The organism is Citrobacter sp. 21OH12SH02A-Citro (genome assembly GCF_027919895.1).
GTDB classification, from domain to species: Bacteria; Pseudomonadota; Gammaproteobacteria; order Enterobacterales; family Enterobacteriaceae; genus Citrobacter; species Citrobacter braakii.
Window position 1 is genome coordinate 1915882 of record NZ_CP114801.1, and the last position, 16768, is coordinate 1932649.

At 53.7% G+C, this 16768-nt stretch carries 22 protein-coding genes; 4 read left to right on the forward strand and 18 right to left on the reverse strand.

Going from position 1 to position 16768, the window contains the following annotated elements:
- Positions 1 to 45: 45 nt before the first annotated feature.
- Positions 46 to 228: a YodC family protein gene (locus O6D90_RS09100; RefSeq protein ID WP_016153498.1), complete on the forward strand. Its 183-nt coding sequence runs from the start codon at positions 46 to 48 to the stop codon at positions 226 to 228.
- Between the two features lie 206 nt (positions 229 to 434).
- Here the strand turns inward: O6D90_RS09100 and yodD are convergent, their stop codons facing one another.
- Positions 435 to 662: a YodD family peroxide/acid resistance protein gene (gene yodD / locus O6D90_RS09105; protein WP_003030417.1), complete on the reverse strand. Its 228-nt coding sequence runs from the start codon at positions 660 to 662 to the stop codon at positions 435 to 437.
- Between the two features lie 163 nt (positions 663 to 825).
- Here yodD and dsrB point away from each other — a divergent pair, with 163 nt between their 5' ends.
- Positions 826 to 1014, forward strand: coding sequence for a protein DsrB (gene dsrB / locus O6D90_RS09110; protein ID WP_016156846.1), 189 nt, complete (start codon positions 826 to 828; stop codon positions 1012 to 1014).
- 54 nt (positions 1015 to 1068) lie between these two features.
- On the opposite strand, the gene rcsA is transcribed toward dsrB, so the two are convergent.
- The 14 genes from rcsA to fliF form a co-directional block, all read right to left on the reverse strand.
- Positions 1069 to 1692, reverse strand: coding sequence for a transcriptional regulator RcsA (gene rcsA / locus O6D90_RS09115; protein ID WP_016156845.1), 624 nt, complete (start codon positions 1690 to 1692; stop codon positions 1069 to 1071).
- Positions 1693 to 1981: 289 nt separating this feature from the next.
- On the reverse strand, positions 1982 to 2767 hold the full coding sequence (fliR, locus tag O6D90_RS09120; protein ID WP_016153496.1) for a flagellar biosynthetic protein FliR: 786 nt from the start codon (positions 2765 to 2767) through the stop codon (positions 1982 to 1984).
- An 8-nt stretch (positions 2768 to 2775) separates the two neighbouring features.
- Entirely contained in the window at positions 2776 to 3045 is a 270-nt protein-coding gene (gene fliQ / locus O6D90_RS09125; protein ID WP_003030425.1) for a flagellar biosynthesis protein FliQ, read from the reverse strand.
- 9 nt (positions 3046 to 3054) lie between these two features.
- Positions 3055 to 3792, reverse strand: a complete 738-nt coding sequence (gene fliP, locus O6D90_RS09130; protein ID WP_006684053.1) for a flagellar type III secretion system pore protein FliP — start codon at positions 3790 to 3792, stop codon at positions 3055 to 3057.
- Positions 3792 to 4169, reverse strand: a complete 378-nt coding sequence (gene fliO / locus O6D90_RS09135; protein ID WP_029139581.1) for a flagellar biosynthetic protein FliO — start codon at positions 4167 to 4169, stop codon at positions 3792 to 3794. Before fliO ends, fliP begins: the two co-directional genes overlap by 1 nt.
- Positions 4169 to 4582 (reverse strand): flagellar motor switch protein FliN, encoded by a 414-nt coding sequence (gene fliN / locus O6D90_RS09140; RefSeq protein WP_003030433.1) that lies wholly within the window; start codon positions 4580 to 4582, stop codon positions 4169 to 4171. Before fliN ends, fliO begins: the two co-directional genes overlap by 1 nt.
- A complete protein-coding gene (gene fliM / locus O6D90_RS09145; RefSeq protein WP_003030434.1) occupies positions 4579 to 5583 on the reverse strand; it encodes a flagellar motor switch protein FliM in 1005 nt (334 codons plus the stop codon). The genes fliN and fliM overlap by 4 nt, the downstream gene beginning before the upstream one ends.
- Before the next feature lie 4 nt (positions 5584 to 5587).
- Positions 5588 to 6055, reverse strand: a complete 468-nt coding sequence (gene fliL / locus O6D90_RS09150; RefSeq protein WP_016153493.1) for a flagellar basal body-associated protein FliL — start codon at positions 6053 to 6055, stop codon at positions 5588 to 5590.
- A gap of 104 nt (positions 6056 to 6159) precedes the next feature.
- Complete coding sequence (fliK, locus tag O6D90_RS09155) at positions 6160 to 7374, reverse strand: flagellar hook length control protein FliK (protein WP_016156843.1); 1215 nt, start codon at positions 7372 to 7374, stop codon at positions 6160 to 6162.
- Positions 7371 to 7814, reverse strand: coding sequence for a flagellar export protein FliJ (gene fliJ / locus O6D90_RS09160; RefSeq protein ID WP_016153491.1), 444 nt, complete (start codon positions 7812 to 7814; stop codon positions 7371 to 7373). The genes fliK and fliJ overlap by 4 nt, the downstream gene beginning before the upstream one ends.
- A 21-nt stretch (positions 7815 to 7835) precedes the next feature.
- Positions 7836 to 9206, reverse strand: coding sequence for a flagellar protein export ATPase FliI (fliI, locus tag O6D90_RS09165; RefSeq protein ID WP_016153490.1), 1371 nt, complete (start codon positions 9204 to 9206; stop codon positions 7836 to 7838).
- Positions 9206 to 9913: a flagellar assembly protein FliH gene (gene fliH, locus O6D90_RS09170; protein ID WP_016156842.1), complete on the reverse strand. Its 708-nt coding sequence runs from the start codon at positions 9911 to 9913 to the stop codon at positions 9206 to 9208. The genes fliI and fliH overlap by 1 nt, the downstream gene beginning before the upstream one ends.
- On the reverse strand, positions 9906 to 10901 hold the full coding sequence (fliG, locus tag O6D90_RS09175; RefSeq protein ID WP_016153488.1) for a flagellar motor switch protein FliG: 996 nt from the start codon (positions 10899 to 10901) through the stop codon (positions 9906 to 9908). Before fliG ends, fliH begins: the two co-directional genes overlap by 8 nt.
- Positions 10894 to 12576 carry a flagellar basal-body MS-ring/collar protein FliF gene (gene fliF, locus O6D90_RS09180; protein WP_016156841.1) on the reverse strand — a complete coding sequence of 561 codons (1683 nt, stop codon included), beginning with the start codon at positions 12574 to 12576 and terminating at the stop codon, positions 10894 to 10896. The genes fliG and fliF overlap by 8 nt, the downstream gene beginning before the upstream one ends.
- Before the next feature lie 216 nt (positions 12577 to 12792).
- Between fliF and fliE the strand changes: the two genes are divergently transcribed.
- Positions 12793 to 13107 (forward strand): flagellar hook-basal body complex protein FliE, encoded by a 315-nt coding sequence (fliE, locus tag O6D90_RS09185; RefSeq protein ID WP_016153486.1) that lies wholly within the window; start codon positions 12793 to 12795, stop codon positions 13105 to 13107.
- Between the two features lie 45 nt (positions 13108 to 13152).
- On the opposite strand, the gene yedF is transcribed toward fliE, so the two are convergent.
- Positions 13153 to 13386 (reverse strand): sulfurtransferase-like selenium metabolism protein YedF, encoded by a 234-nt coding sequence (yedF, locus tag O6D90_RS09190; protein WP_000790504.1) that lies wholly within the window; start codon positions 13384 to 13386, stop codon positions 13153 to 13155.
- Positions 13383 to 14588, reverse strand: coding sequence for a selenium metabolism membrane protein YedE/FdhT (yedE, locus tag O6D90_RS09195; protein ID WP_016156840.1), 1206 nt, complete (start codon positions 14586 to 14588; stop codon positions 13383 to 13385). Before yedE ends, yedF begins: the two co-directional genes overlap by 4 nt.
- A gap of 185 nt (positions 14589 to 14773) precedes the next feature.
- On the opposite strand from yedE, the gene yedD reads away from it, so the two are divergent.
- A complete protein-coding gene (gene yedD / locus O6D90_RS09200; protein WP_016153484.1) occupies positions 14774 to 15187 on the forward strand; it encodes a lipoprotein YedD in 414 nt (137 codons plus the stop codon).
- 40 nt (positions 15188 to 15227) lie between these two features.
- On the opposite strand, the gene amyA is transcribed toward yedD, so the two are convergent.
- Complete coding sequence (gene amyA, locus O6D90_RS09205) at positions 15228 to 16715, reverse strand: alpha-amylase (RefSeq protein ID WP_016156839.1); 1488 nt, start codon at positions 16713 to 16715, stop codon at positions 15228 to 15230.
- Positions 16716 to 16768 lie beyond the last annotated feature (53 nt).

Consider the following 16768-nt stretch of genomic DNA (forward strand, 5'->3'; position numbering starts at 1 on the left):
TTGTCGTCTAAGGTGTAAAGGTTTCTCTTGATACAGGAGGCAGGTATGGTCTTTTCTGTCAGTGAGGAAGTCACCTCCAAAGAGGGTGGCCCACGCATGATCGTTACCGGGTATGCCAGCGGAATGGTGGAGTGTCGCTGGTACGACGGCTTTGGCGTCAAACGGGAAGCATTCCGTGAAGATGAACTGGTGCCGGGCGAGCGAAGAAAGCTCTGCCAGGATGCCTGAACACCTGGGGTGCGCGTAACCGGGTGATCTTTCAATCATTAGTTATATTTATCATTTTGGTGAGAATTATTTACTTGTCAGGCAAAAAAATTGCAGATAAGGTTTGTTTCACATCAGATTTCCTGGTGTAACGAATTTTCAAGTGCTTCTTGCATAAGCAAGCTTGATCCCGACCCGATAAGGGCCGGGATTTTTTTCGCCCTCAGTCAGCGATTGATCTCCGACACGCTAAAATCATGGATATCAAGCTCGAACGCGTCGGCCAGTTCATGCCACGTGTGGTAATCACGTCCGTCGACGCTGACGCGTTCAGGGTCATCCTGACTGCGATGAATTTCACTCTCGCAGATTTCGTTGATTGCCTTCAGTAGCGCGTCCACATCGACGCTGACTTCACGTTTGGCCGTATCGCTGTACTCTTTCGCGGTTTTCATCCTCATACCTCTCAACCGTTAAGGATACCGGGGGAGCGCATCCAAACATCAGATACGCACAACTTAAGTATAGACCGTCGATAAAACCCGCAATCGCGCGAGGCGGGCGCTGCCAGAAAAAGGAAATTGTTCTACACTGGCACAAAGCCACAGGAGGAAAACTATGAAGGTGAATGATCGGGTCACAGTCAAAACGGACGGCGGTCCTCGTCGACCGGGCGTGGTACTGGCTATCGAAGAGTTTAGTGAAGGCACCATGTACCTGGTTTCGCTGGAAGACTACCCGCTCGGTATCTGGTTCTTTAATGAAACAGGTCATCAGGATGGTATCTTCGTGGAAAAAGTAGAATAAGGTGAGTTTTGCTGCATGATCCTGACTGGTGGATTCGCCACCAGTCAGAACGTGTTAGCGCGTATTCACAAAGATACCATTGGTAACGTTATCGGTGAGTCTCACAACGTGATAGATAACTTGCTTATTATGCGTCTTTATCTTTCGTTTTATATTCCCCTTATGGGATGACACGGTCTTGGCCTTGATATTCATTTGGTCGGATATCTGTATTGTTCCCTGACCCTCCATCCACATGCGTAGCATGCTGGACTCGGTACGGCTCAATGATAATGTCGGTAGATTCACATCAATGACAAAATCTACTTCTTTTTTCAGAATATCGCCAAGGAGTTCATCCAGTGAATCTGGTTTAATCGACTTAGAACTAATCAATAAATTTTTTCTGACTAATAGATACTCATCAAAATGCACGTTGGCAATTGCCATAAACACAATAAATAATGTGCCGGGATGCTGATTAATGATTTGCTTTATTTGCTGGCTATTAGCAGGATCGTGGATAAAGCAGTCCTCATTAATAAACACCACAGTGGGCTGTTGAGAGACACAGGCGAGACTGAGCTCCTCAACGTTGGAAATGTTGTTGATTTCCCTTTTCTTCACCCCCCGACTTACCAGATATCCGGTCAACCCTAGCCGGGTGTAACTGCACAAATCCATAATAATCGTTGACATGGCATACCCTCACTCAATGCGTAACGATAATTCCCCTTACCTGATTATTTTCATCACAACTAAACGGAATAATAACGACCCAAGATGACGCTTTCGCTGTTTTTCAGGCGAAATTACTATCCCGTAAAGTTGCGTATAATTTGCCAGGAAACATCTTAAAGTAAAGTAAATGTTGTGTTATGTGAGTGAGTCAATAATAAATAAACCGCGACAGAGATATCTTGGTGGATGTTGTCACTTTTTAAATTTAGGACAATCCTTAGTAAAACAGGGTAAAAATTAAGGGTTATTATTTTCCGGGCATTTCGCTGACAATATCAGCCAACAAATTAAAAATTTCGCTGAATAATCGCTCGCAGAATGGCGCAATTAATGGCATCAGGGCTGCCATTAATGAAATACCCACGGCGAGGGTGAGTGGAAAACCGATGACGAAAATCGACAGCTGAGGAGCCATGCGATTCAGCAGACCGAGTGCGAGGTTTAGGGTGAGTAGCAGCGTCATTATCGGCAGGGCCAACATTAGCCCGTTGAGGAAAATCAGGCTACCCGCCCGCGCCAGCGCGAGAAACGCATTGCTGTTCACCGGATTGCCGCCGATTGGCAAGGTATGAAATGTATCCACCAACAGCGAAATAAGCCACAAATGGCCGTTAAAAGTCAGGAATAACAGCATGGCGAGCATGTCGATCAGTCTCGCCAGTACCGGCATATTCAGACGGCTGCCGGGATCAAAGAAGGTTGCGAAGGAGAGACCCATTTGCAGACCAATCAATTCCCCGGCGGTACGTACTGCCGCGAAGGCAAACTGCATAGTGAACCCCAGAGCGATGCCGATCAGGATTTGTTGCATTGCCTGCCATAGCGCCACGATAGAAAAGATAGGGACGTCTACCGGGGGAATCGACGGAGCGATAACGACGGTTATCATTAACCCCAGCCCCAGTTTTACTCGTTTGGGGATCGCGCGCTCGCTGAGAATTGGAGCCGTTGAGATGAGCGCCAGGATGCGCAGCAAAGGCCAGAAGTAAAGATTCAGCCAGTGGAGCCACTCAACGCTGGTCACCTGCAGCATAATGTCATCTACCCGATGATGTAGGGGATATTGCTGAACAGCGTACGCACGTAGTCGAGCAGCAGGTTAAGCATCCACGGGCCGGCAACAATGATGGCAATAAAAACCGCGACAATTTTGGGAATGAAGGACAGCGTCATTTCGTTTATCTGGGTCGCCGCCTGCAAAATACTGATGATAAGACCTGTGACGAGGGCGACCAACAGCAAAGGCGCGGCAAGGGCCAGGGCGACTTTCATCGCCTCTGTGCCCATCATCATGACCGATTCAGGTGTCATTTCGCGCCTCTAACTGTAAAAGCTTTGAGCTAGCGAGCCGACAAGCAACTGCCAACCGTCTACCAACACAAACAGCATCAGCTTGAACGGTAGCGCGATCGTGGCCGGGGGGACCATCATCATCCCGAGCGCCATCAGCACGCTGGCGATGACCAGGTCGATAATCAGAAACGGAATAAAAATGGTAAAGCCTATCTGGAATGCCGTTTTCAGCTCGCTGGTGACATAGGCTGGAAGCAAAATCCGCATCGGTACGGCTTCTGGTCCCTGTAGGGGACCGCTGTTTGCTAAGCGCGCGAAGAGTGCCAGATCGGCTTCACGGGTCTGGCGCAACATAAACTCGCGCAGCGGCTGTGCGCCTTTCTCCATGGCTTCCTGCATAGAGATTTTCTCTTCGCTGAACGGCTGATATGCGTCGACGTAGATTTTGTCGATTACCGGCGACATGATGAAAAAGGTCAAAAATAGCGCCAGGCCCAGTAGCACCTGGTTCGGGGGGGCCGAAGGGGTTCCCAGCGCATTTCGTAACAGACCGAAAACGATGATGATGCGGGTGAAGCTGGTCATCATCAATAAAATGGCGGGCAGGAACGTCAGCGAGGTGATAAACACCAGCGTTTGCACGGGCAAAGACCAGCTTTGTCCGCCGCCAGGCAGTGGCTGGCTAACCAGACCCGGGAGCTGGGCGAGGGCTACTGGGCTGAAAAGCCATAAGCCTGCCAGCGTGATGGATAACAAACGGCGCATCAGGATCTCCCGGGACGCTTAAGCAAACTCTTCATCATGGCCTGGAAATCCGCGGGGGAGGCCGGTTTTTCTTCTGCATCAGCAGGCGCCGGGGGCAGGGTGTGCAACACGTTAATTTGCGAGGCCGTGACGCCCAGTACCAGGCGCGCATCTTCAACCTCAACAATCACCACGCGCTCACGTGGACCCAGTGAGGTACTTGCCGCAACTTTCAGTCCGCGCGTACCGGCGCTTTTGGGGGCAAACCCCATACGCTTAATCACCCAGGCTGCAGCCAGGATCAATACGATGATCCCAAGCAGCGCGCCGCTTACCTGAACCAGCGGTGAGCCGGGTACGGCGGCTGGCTGAGAAACTGTAGCCTGGGTATTCATGATTAACGGCTCAGACGGCGCATGCGTTCAGATGGGGTAATAATGTCGGTGATACGTACGCCGTATTTGTCTGCGACAACCACCACTTCACCCTGGGCAATCAGGTAACCGTTGATCAGGATATCCAGCGGCTCGCCCGCCAGCCCATCCAACGCGACGACCGAACCCTGCGTCAGACGCAGCAGCTCTTTGATGGTCATGCGGGTTCGGCCCAATTCGACGGTCAGTTTGACCGGAATGTCCATGATCAGGTCGATGTCCTGCAAGGCACCGCTGACGTCGCCGCCACCTAACTGCTGGAATACCGCATCGGCCGCACTTTTGGTGGGCGTGGTTTTTTGCTCGTTTAACGCGTCAGCCCACAGATCGTCCAATGCACCAGTGTTCTCATCGGACGGATTATTCATATCACTCATTTGGGCTGTTCCTCATTCAGCGAATTCAAAATCGGGTTTATCAGATGTTCTACGCGTAACGCATACTGACCGTTCACCGTGCCATACTGGCTGGTCAGTACAGGCACGCCGTCCACATGAGCAATAATGCGGTCGGGTTTTTCAATCGGCAGTACATCGCCGGGTTTCAGTTTTAAAATCTGGGATAGCCGCAGCGGAATGTCAGCAAAGTTTGCCACCAGCTCCAGCTCAGAATGCTGAACCTGACGCACCAGATTATTGCGCCAGTTCTGATCTTCATTACGCGAGTTTTCCAGCGGCGGGTTCACCAGCAGCTCACGCAACGGTTCAATCATGCTGAATGGCAGACAGATGTTAAATTCACCGGTCAGGTTGCCAATTTCAACGTGGAATGGGGTATTGACCACGATGTCGTTAGGAGACGTGGTGATATTGGTAAATTTCACCTGCATCTCGGAACGAACGTATTCCACTTCCAGCGGATTGATGGCCTTCCACGCGTCGCTGTAGCTTTCCAGCGCCAGCTTCAGCATGCGGTTGATAACGCGCTGTTCGGTATGGGTAAATTCACGGCCTTCCACTTTCGTCGGGAAGCGGCCATCACCGCCGAACAGGTTATCGACGGCGATAAATACCAGACTCGGTGAGAACACCACCAGACCCGTACCGCGCAGCGGCTTCAGGTGGATTAAGTTCAGGTTGGTCGGAACCGGTAAGTTGCGCGCAAACTCGTGGTATGGCTGGATACGGATCGCACCCACGGTGATATCCGGGCTACGGCGCAACAGGTTAAATAATCCCATACGGAACTGGCGCGCGAAGCGTTCGTTAATGATCTCCAGCGCCTGTAAACGCTCACGTACCACGCGGCGCTGGGTGTTGGGATCGTAAGGACGAATATCGCTTTCTTTTGCGATACCGGAAATAGGTTCGTCTTTAGTTTCGCTATCGCCATTAAGCAATGCGTCGATTTCAGCCTGAGAAAGAATACTGTCGCCCATGTCTTTACCGCAGAATAAAAGCTGTATAAAGAACGTCGGTGACAACCTGTTTGGGTTGCCCAACAACGAGCGGAGTCGCGAGCGTCTCTTTGATGGCGGCAATGAGCTGTTGCTTACCTTCTTCGGTGGCGAGCGTAGCCGCGTTCTGGCGAGAGAACAGCAGCAGCAAGCGGCTGCGCACTTCCGGCAGATATTCGTTAAGACGTGAACGCGTTGCCTCGTCTTTCATGCGCAGCGTGATACCGATATACAGTACACGGTCCGCATCACCCAGATTGACGGTAAAGGTATCCAGCGCAAAGAATACCGGGGCTGGCGGTGGAGCCGGTTCCGCTTTGACGCTGGCGGACGGCTGCTGCTGCATGCGCCAGTAGCTATAACCCGCAGTTGCGCAGGCGGCGAGGGTAATCAATACCAGCAGAGGGATCCAAATAGCGCGTTTACTTTTTTTGTTAATCGCGGAGTCAGTCATCAGATACGGGCTTCCTGTTTCGGTACAGCTTATGGGCTGATTATCCCGTGTCCTGTCCACGACAAAGCGTGGAAAAGACGCGGATAATCATGCTACCTCTGGCGTTAGGCGAAGATGTCTACTGCTCCATCACCGCGTGCTGCGGCTTGCAGTGAGGCTGGCGCTGCCAGTACGGCGTCATCTTCAGCGGCAAAAATGTCTTGTCCCTGAGCGCGACCTGCCTGCTGTTGCTGCCCGGAAGACTGCTGATTACCGGCAAAGCTTTCACTGCTGATACTGCTTTGCCCAAGCTGGATCCCGCTTTCAGCCAACTGCGTACGCAGCATCGGTAACGCAGCTTCCAGCGCAGCGCGCACGTGACTGTGTGGCGATACCATTTGCAACTGCGCGAGATTGTCATCCAGCTTGAGGGAAATGTGCACCTGGCCCAGATCCTGTGGATGCAGACGCAGTTCTGCGCTTTGCTGGCCCTGACGAGTAAACAGAGTGACGTGCTGGCTCAGTGATTGCTGCCATTCCTGGCTACCCAATGGTGCGCTTAGCACAGGTGCGGCGGTCGGTAACGGTTGAGCGTGGGACTGCGGGCCACTTAACGGCGCTGTCGTCATGCCAATGCTGGTCGGCGAAGGGGAGCTTTCAATTTCCGCTCTGGTCGTCGCCGCTGCCGTCAACGGGGTTAATGTCGGATTGTTTGTCTGATCTACGCTGCTGGCAGGCGTTGCAATATCCGCTTTGCCTTTTTTGGCATCACCTGGCAGCAATTCGCCAGCATTATCGGCGATAGCGCTGTGTACCGAACCTCGTGAAAACGCCGAAAGTGTCGCATCAACGGGGGCTGGCGCGCTGTCGACGGCAGGCGTGGTCTGCGGTTGTCCTGGCAGCATGGCGAACAACGCGCTCAGGTTGGCGAGATCCTCATCGCTCAGTGCGGTGTTTTTTTCATCCTGCTGAGCGACTTTGCCCAGAGTCGTCAGGGCATTAACTTTCAGTGAGGGCGTGAGGGCAGACAACAGTTGCTGAGCGTCTGTCATGTCGACAAGAGAAGCATCAGTTTGCATCTCTTTTTGCGCCAGTAGTTCGGTCAACTTGAGCGACGGTGCTGAATCGCCATTTTTTTGCAATAACCCTTTTTGCAGTTTGCTACTGGCCGCCTGTAAGTCGGCAAACGACAGCGGGGCGTCTTTACCCTGCGCGTTGTCCGCACCTAATGCACCCGCCAGCAGCGCTAAAAAATCCTCGGGTGAATCAACCGTTTTGCCTGACTGAGGACCTGCGGCTACGTCGGTGTCGGTGGTAATCAGTTGGGGTAAAGTAATCATTCGGGTTTCCTCATAGCTGCGCGCTGAGCAAATTCATCCATTTTTTTCTGATCCAGGCGGTTTTCGGCCAGTAACGCCGCCGAGGTTTGTCTGTCCTGCAGAGTCTGCCACGCCTGTAAACGTTGTTTTTTGTCGCGCCAACTGTTCAATGCCTGGTCTACTTTCTGCGTCCACTGATTGAGCTGTTGGCGGTGTTGCTCAATCGCTTTTTCCAGCGTCTGAATAAATTGTTGGTAATTGATCCAGCGATTACTGGTAATACCCTGACCCATGTCACTGTTCAGATTGTTGCGATACTCATGCTGATAATCGATCAGCATTTTCAACTGCTCTTCCGCCTGCTGACAGCCACGACGCATCTCTCCCAATAAGACAGCGGCGTCATCTACCTCTTTTTCAGCCAGGTCTTTCAGTGTGGCTAATGCACCATGTTGTGCCATGACCTATGCTCTCCTGCTTACTCACACACCAGGGAAAATCAGTTCTAACGCGTGCAGAGAATCTTCCCAGTCCGCCCGTTCAAAAATGCCTTGCTGTAAGAATGCTTCCAGTTGTGGCCATAGGGCGATGGCTTTATCCAGCATGGGATCGCTGCCTTTGGCATACGCCCCCACGCTGACCAGATCGCGGTTGCGCTGGAAGCTGGATAGCAGCTGTTTAAAGTTACGTACCCGCGCATAGTGTTGTTCACTAATAAGCGCGGTCATGGCGCGGCTGATCGAAGCTTCAATATCGATGGCCGGATAGTGACCCGCTTCGGCCAGATGACGGGACAGCACAATGTGGCCGTCCAGAATCGCGCGCGCGGAATCCGCAATGGGGTCCTGCTGGTCGTCACCTTCGGTCAGTACCGTGTAAAACGCGGTAACGGAACCGCCGCCGTGAATACCGTTCCCGGCACGTTCGACCAGTGCCGGTAATTTGGCGAATACTGAGGGGGGATAACCTTTCGTTGCCGGCGGCTCTCCGATCGCCAGGGCGATCTCACGTTGTGCCATCGCGTAGCGGGTGAGGGAATCCATAATCAGCAATACGTGCTGTCCACGATCGCGAAAATCTTCGGCGATACGCGTGGCATAGGCCGCACCTTGCATACGTAACAGCGGCGAGACATCTGCGGGAGCGGCAATCACCACCGAGCGTGCACGACCGTCGGTACCGAGAATATTTTCAATAAAATCTTTAACTTCGCGACCACGTTCGCCAATCAGACCTACGACGATAACATCGGCTTGGGTATAGCGCGCCATCATGCCGAGCAGAACGCTTTTACCGACACCGGAGCCCGCGAAAAGTCCCATACGCTGACCGCGACCGACGGTTAACAACGCGTTGATGGGACGTACGCCGGTATCCAGGACGTGTTCAATCGCGGTGCGTTGTAGCGGGTTAAACGGCGGCGTAATCAGCGCCCCGGTTTCGGTGGTATCCGGGGCGGGCAGACCGTCGAGCGGTTTTCCGCTACCGTCAAGCACACGACCCAGCAATGCAGGGCCAAGCGGTAATTGCTTCCCGCTTTGCAGACCTTCTCCGGCAATGTTTTTTGCGTACACGCGTGCGCCGGGCAGAACGCCTTCAACCTCTTCGAGGGGCATCAGAAACAGACGCTGACCGTTAAAGCCCACGACTTCACTTTCGACCTCCTGGGTTTCGTTGCCGTCCTGGCGTTCAATAACGCAGGTGGCGCCCAGCGGCAACTGTAATCCAGTGGCCTCCAGCACCAGCCCAGTGGCGCGGGTCAGGCGACCGTAACGGCGCACCGCAGGCAGTAGCGACATTTTCTCTTCGAAGCTGTCCAGCGTGTTGAGCCAGCGAGTCAGGCGAGTGGTCATTACACGACTCCCGGCGCTGCCAGACGGCAGAGTTCTTGCCAGCGAGTGGCAACGCTGGCATCCAGATCGCCTTCATCGGCTGAGACTTTACAGCCGCCGTGATGCAGCGTCGGATCGCCGCGCAGCCGCCAGCCGTGCAGGCTGAGGGTCGCACCGAGCATCTCCTCTACACGCTGGAGATCGTCCGGATGTACGCGTAGCTGCGGTTTACCGCTAAACAGCGGTTCTTGCTGCAACAGCTGTTGGATTTGTTTAATCAGCGCAGCGTTATCCACAATAGGCGTCTGACCTATAACCTGACGCGCAGCTTCCAGCGCCATTTGCATCAGACGCGAGGCAATGACGCTGTCCAGCGCGTCCAGCGTATTCTGAAACTCGCTCACCAGTTGCTGCATGCGGGCGTGGATCGGCGCATGCTGAGCGCGCGCCTGGTTCTGGCCTTGCTCCAGCCCCTGACTCAGGCCTTCCTGATAACCTTGTTCGTGGCCTTTTTGTCGACCTTCCGCCAGACCCGCGTTATAACCTTGCTCATGGGCCTGCAGTTGCAGCTGTGCGAGCTGCTGTTCAAGCTGTTGCTCTGCGGAAAGCTCTGGTTCTTCTGTTTCTTCTGACAGCGGGTTTTCGCTGTGGTCAGCCAGGACGAACTCCGCCATCGGTGGGGCGAGGTCGTCCGGGGTCCAGACTTTCCACGGCAGTTCGTTAGACATAGGTATCCTCGCCGCTGCCTATCACCATCTCGCCGGTTTCCGCCAGACGACGCACAATAAGCAGAATGGCTTTCTGTTCGTTTTCCACCTGCGACAAACGCACCGGACCGCGGTTGGCGAGGTCGTCGCGCAGAATATCGGCAGCACGTTGCGACATGTTGCGCAGGAACTTCTCGCGCAGCGGCTGTTCGGCACCTTTCAAGGCAATCAGCAACGATTCGGAATCCACTTCCTGCAGCAGGCGCTGGATACTGCGATCGTCGACATCCACCAGGTTCTCGAACAGGAACATCTCGTCGATAATTTTCTGCGCCAGCTCGCCGTCGAATTCGCGTACGGCGGTAATAACCGCTTCTTCCTGCTGGGTTTTCATCAGGTTGATAATTTCTGCCGCCGTTCTCACGCCGCCCATTTTGCTGCGCTTGAGGTTCTGGCCATCGAGTAGGCCGTTGAGTACCTCGGTCAGTTCTGCCAGCGCGGCAGGCTGTACGCCGCCAAAGGTGGCGATACGCAGCATCACGTCGTGACGTAAACGCTCGTCGAACAGTGCCAGAATATCGGCAGCCTGGCCCCGCTTGAGGTGCACCAGAATGGTGGCGATAATCTGCGGATGCTCGTCGCGGATAAGGTCGGCGGCGCTTTGCGGCTCCATAAAGTTAAGCGTTTCAATGCCGCTGGTGGTATCGCGGGTTTCCAGAATATCTTCCAGCAGACTGGAGGCACGTTCCTCGCCCAGCGCTTTCACCAGCACGGAGCGCAGATATTCGTTGGCGTTGATATTCAGCGCGGCAAACTGTTCGGCTTCTTGTTCAAATTCGGCCAGCACTTCCGTCAACTGCTTGTTGGAAATCTGGCGAACGTTGGCCATCGCCGTACTGAGCGCCTGAACTTCGCGCGTGGAAAGGTGCTTAAACACCTCCGCCGCGCGATCTTCGCCAATGGTCATCAGCAGGATGACGCTTTTATCGGTACCGGTAAGATTACTCATGATCGTTACTCATCCACTGGCGAATGACCAGCGCCACGACGCGCGGATCGTTATCTGACATTTCACGAATACGCTGACTCATGACTTCTGCTCCCAGACGCTGATTAGTACGACGCTGCTGGGTTTGTTCGTCTTTGCTGAGGCGAACTTCTACCGCTTCTTCGGTTTCCTGACGGACACGCGTTTGTTCTTGTACGGCTTTCGCTTCTTCACTGCGACGGACCAACTGCGGACGAACGGCTTTCCGCCACAGGATCCACGCCACCAACAGAACCAGCAACCAACGACCTGCGGACATTAACTGATCAATAAAGAACGGCTGTTTCCAGAACGGTAGCTCGCCAATGGAATCGTCGGTCGCCGTGAAGGGAGAGTTCACCACGTTCAGGGTATCGCCACGCTTGTCGGAGAATCCCATCGCTTCGCGGGTTAGATCCTCAATCTGTTTCATCTGCTCGGCGGTTAACGGCAACGGTTTGCCGTCTGGTAACGTTTTGTAGTTGACCACGACAGCCACCGAGAGACGCTGCACATCGCCAACGTTCATTTTGGTATGGCGAATGGTGCGGTCAACTTCATAGTTGCTGGTTTCATTGCGCTGAGTATTGCGCGGGCCGGCATTATTACTGTTATTCGCCGTCTGCGCGTTTTGCGTATTTTGCGCGTTTTGCTGATTAGCGGGTGGGTTGGCGATTGGCGCAGTATTTGCCGGAGCGGGCTGATTTGACAACGCGCCCGGGACGCCGCCTGGTGCTCCGCTACCGACCTGCTCACTGACGTTCAACTGACGAGAACGCAGCACGGCCTGGGACTCATCACCGTTTGGACGGTACTGTTCTTCGGTTTGCTCTTTGTTGGCAAAATCCAGCTGCGCGGTGACCTGCGCATGTACGTTACCGTTGCCGACAATCGGCGACAGAATCGATTCGATACGACGCTGAACGCGGCCTTCGACGTCGCTGGCGTATTTCAGCTGCGCATCGTTAAGATCGCGGCTACTGGTATTTGACTGGGTTAACAGATGTCCCGCCTGGTCGACCAGCGTAACGTTGCCCGGCGGCAAGCCTGCAACAGCGCTGGAAACCAAATGCGTGACCGCACTGATCTGACCTTCATCCAGCGCGCGACCCGGCTCCAGATTGACGGTGACGGAGGCTGAAGGCGCTTTTTGCTCACGCACAAACAGCGACGGCTTCGGCATAGCCAGATGCACGCGGGCGCGTTTTACCGGTCCCAACGTTTCAATCGTACGGGCTAATTCACCTTCCAGCGCGCGCTGGTAGTTGACCTGCTCGCTAAACTGGCTGATACCAAACTTTTCCTGATCCAGCAGTTCAAAACCCACCGCGCCGCCTTTGGGCAGACCTTGCTGCGCCAGACGTAAACGCAGTTCGTGGACTTTATCGGCAGGAACTTCAATGGCGCCGCTTCCCTCAGTAAAACGGTAGGGAACGTTCATCTGCGTCAGTTGGGTGACGATCGCGCCACCATCCTGATCGGAAAGATTGCTGAACAGCGTGCGGTAGTCAGGTGCTTTGGCCCACAGGACCATCGCCACGATGATCGCGACGGCAGCGGCTCCCGCCACAATCAGAGGAATTCTGGGATTCGCGCGCAGGCGGTTTAACCACTCGAGAGGTTTAAGCTGGGTTGCAGTCGATGCTGTCGCACTCATCTCGCACCTCGTGGCTTATCGTGGACGGCGTTTTTTGCAAAGTGGAACAAGACTCACTCCCGGGTCAGCAAACTCGAAAAATTGACGGTCTCATTATTTGCGGTTTCGAATTTTTCTATGCGTTAAAAACCGTGGTTTTTTATCGTTATTTAACGCCTTTATCTTATTGACTAACTGGTAATCTCAACTACGTAAAAAATTATCCAGGGGATCAGAATGTCGGCAATACAGGGGATTGAAGGGGTCATCAGCCAGCTACAGACCACGGCGATGTCAGCAAAAATGCAGGATATGCAGCCACAACCGACCGTGAGCTTTGCTGGTCAACTGCATGCGGCGTTAGACAGGATCAGCGATGTACAAACCGCGTCCCGTGTGCAGGCTGAGAAATTTACCCTCGGTGAACCGGGTATTGCGCTGAACGATGTGATGACCGATATGCAAAAAGCGTCGGTATCGATGCAGATGGGGATCCAGGTGCGCAACAAACTGGTGTCGGCGTATCAGGAAGTGATGTCGATGCAGGTGTAGCAAGCTGAACATTCTCCCGCTGCGTCGGGCAACGGGAGAATCGCATTACTTCTGAATTAAATAACGAATCGTTGGACCATCCTGCTGAATATCCAGCACCGTGTAGCCGTGATTACGCGCATCCAGTGGAATATTGTTGATTGACTGCGGGCAATCGCTCACCACTTCCAGAATCTCACCTTTCTTCAATTGCGGCATCGCTTCCAGTGTGGCGACAGCCGGGTACGGACACGGCTCGCCGACCATATCGAGGCGATAATCAGGCACGATATTTTTCATACAGACTCCTTGGCAGGCGTCAGCCCAGCGCGACGGAAGAAGCGTTTTTCCCAGCCGATGATGAGAATCAGCGCGGTAAATAACAGCAGATAGGTTACCAGCAGGCCACCGAGCGGGCCGAAGGTGTTGAGCAGATTCACTTTGTCCCAACTGGTGGCAAGCGCGGGAGCAAAATCATCCCAGTAGTAGGCCAGAATGGTCGAGCCAATAACGTTGCCCAGTCCCACCCACCAGTAATGCACCTGGCCTTCAACGGCGCGGTACATCCAGCCCGTTTCACACCCGCCCGCCAGAACAATGCCGAAGCCGAACAGCAAGCCGCCGATCACCGCATTCGGACCTGCCCACATGATTTTAGGCTCGACGCCCAGTTGTACGTAGCTAAAGATACCAATGGCGCTGACCGCCATCCCGAAGATGATCGCTTTCGCCATATGGGTGCGACCGGAAATCCACAGATCGCGGAAGGCGGAGGTGAAGCAGATTTGCGCCCGTTCAATCAGCAGCCCGAACCCGACGCCGAACAGCATGGCCAAACCAAGTTTGGGCTTATCCATCGCAGTGAGGAGCGCCCAGCCGATCATGGCGATAAACACCAGCATGCCGAGGCGGAAACGGCGACGGGCCTGATCCGGCTTTTGTGTTAACGGAGAAGCAGCGGAGACTTTCTGCATTTTAACCGGAATACGAAACATCGGCAGCAGGGTAAAGCGTGCGCCAAACCATGAGCCAATAGCCGTTGCCAGGGCGAAAAACCAGGCGTGTAGCGAGAACTGTGGAATACCGGTGAAGAATGCGGCCAGGTTACAGCCCATTGCCAGCCGGGCGCCGAATCCGGCAATCATCCCGCCGACGATCGCCTGCATAATGCGCACCCGACTGCGCGGCATGCGTAATTTGACGTTGTTTGCCCACAATGCGGCAGCAAAACAGCCACCGAACATACCGAGGATCATCATGCCGTCAATGCGGGTCAGGGGTGAGCCTTCGAGATGGATCAGCTTGTAGTATCCCCATTCTTCGGCGTGAACGCCAAACAGTTGCAGGATTTGACCACCCCAGCGAGTGAATTCGCCGGTAACGGCCCAGAAGGTTCCCGTAATGCCGAAATAGTAGGTAGAGAGAATACCCGCTGCGATGACCGCAGGGGCGGGGGCCCAAAATTTAATTAACCAGGCCTGTTTGAAATGTTGCCATGACATGCGTTGTGCCTCTGAACTCAGAAGGTATGTAACAAGAAGTGTGGATACTACACCGATCAGAATTTTTGACTATGAGTAATAAGAGGTAACACCGTCTGGATCAATCTTTCTCAACCCTGCCGAAAGGCTGGCGACATCAGGCCTTTAATGCCACAATCCCATTTTCTTCGCATGCAGGATGAATGATGAAAAAATTAGCAATCGTTGCTGTATTTCTGGCGCTTACCGGATGCGCCGAAGTAGAAAATTATAACGACGTGGTGAAAACGCCAGCGCCAGCCGGTCTGGAAGGATACTGGCAGTCAAAAGGTCCGCAACGCAGTCTGGTGAGCCCGGAAGCGATTGCCAGCCTGGTGGTAACAAAAGAGGGCGACACGCTGGATTGTCGCCAGTGGCAGCGAGTGATCGCGCTGCCGGGGAAACTGACGATGATCTCTGGCGATCTCACCAACGTGACGGTGAAACGCGAGCTGTATGAGATTGAGCGTGAAGGCAATACGCTGGAATATGATGGTATGACGCTGCAGCGGGTCGACCGTCCGACGCAGGAATGTGCTGATGCGCTAAAGAAAACGCCGCTGGCCACGCCATTGCCATAAGCTATACGCCCCGGTAGCCCACGGCTACCGGGGTTGAATTTTACAACACGTCTTCAATCACCCACACGCTGACGCTACCGCCGTTACAATAAAACGTCGCTTCACCGTTTTCATCGGTGACCACGCTTTCTTCGCGATTTCCCAGATAGTCGCGCCAGGTTTTATTCCCGTAATTCGCACCGAGATTGATGGTCTTTTCCCCGTCATCGCCGTTAGACAGAACAACCACACAGCCGGGATCCTCGTCCGTTCCGCTGCGGCTAAAAGCGATACAGTTAGGGTGATCGAAAAAGAGCGTCTGTACCCCGTGTGCGAAGCGCTGGCGCGCGAGGATCAGTTCATCAAGCTGTTCAATGATCGGCATGTCGATAGGATAGGTTTCGCCATCGCCGCCGGTGTCTTCGTAATGCGCTCCGTAGAGGTCAGGATAAAACACTGACGGCACGCCGTTTTCGCGCAACAGGATCAGCGCATAGGCCAGCGGCTTAAACCACGGTTCGACAGGGGCTTCCAGCGCCTGCAAGGGCTGAGTGTCGTGATTGGCGACCAGCGTGACGGCATGGAACGGATCGGCTTCCACCAGAGTGTCGGTGAAAATCTGACTCATGTCGTAATCGCGACCCTGACGAGAGGCTTCGTGGAATTTCATCTGCAAAGGGGCGTCGAACAGCATGGTTTTCCCCTCTACCTGATTAATGTAGGTTTGCAGCTTGTCGACTTCATGCGACCAGTATTCCGCGACGATAAACAGCGGCTTGGGGGCGACTTCCTGCACGTGCTCAATCCACTCTTTATAAAACCATGCCGGAATATGTTTCACGGCATCTAACCGAAAGCCGTCACACTGGGTTTGCTCCATCACCCAACGCGCCCAGTATTTGATCTCTTCGGTGACCGCGTGATTGCGAAAATCGATGTTTTCGCCCATCAGATAATCAAAATTACCCAACTCATCATCAACCTGATCGTTCCAGCCTTCGCCGGTGTAGTCGTTCACGATTTTAAAAATGCCGTCTTCGGTTGGGTTTTCGATATGGTCAATACCGCTGAAGCATTTAAAGTCCCAAATGAATTGCGAGTACTGGCCCGCGCGGGCAGGGAAGGTGTAGCGCGTCCAGCCTTCGCATTCGACAATCTCATCGTCTATTTGCGTGCGATCCTCGGCGTTAACCCGCTGTACACGAATATTCTCTTTCTCATCTGCACCCATTTTGTGGTTAACCACCACGTCGAGCAGTACGGCAATATCATTGTGTTTTAGCGCGTCTATCGCCGCCAGCAGTTGGTTTTTATCGCCATATTTGGTAGCGATGGTTCCCTTTTGGTCGAATTCGCCCAGATCAAACAGATCGTAGGAGTCGTAGCCAACGGAATAGCCGCCGGATGCGCCTTTATAAGCGGGAGGTAACCACACCATATTGATGCCGATGTCATTAAGTCCACCTGCGCGTTCGGCAAGTTCGGGCCAGAGTTGACCGCCCTCGGGGTAATACCAGTGAAAATACTGCAATAACGTGGGATTTTTCATCTTCCGTGCTCCAGAAGTCGTTTGGCCGACCTCTGGAGTATGGAAGATTATTC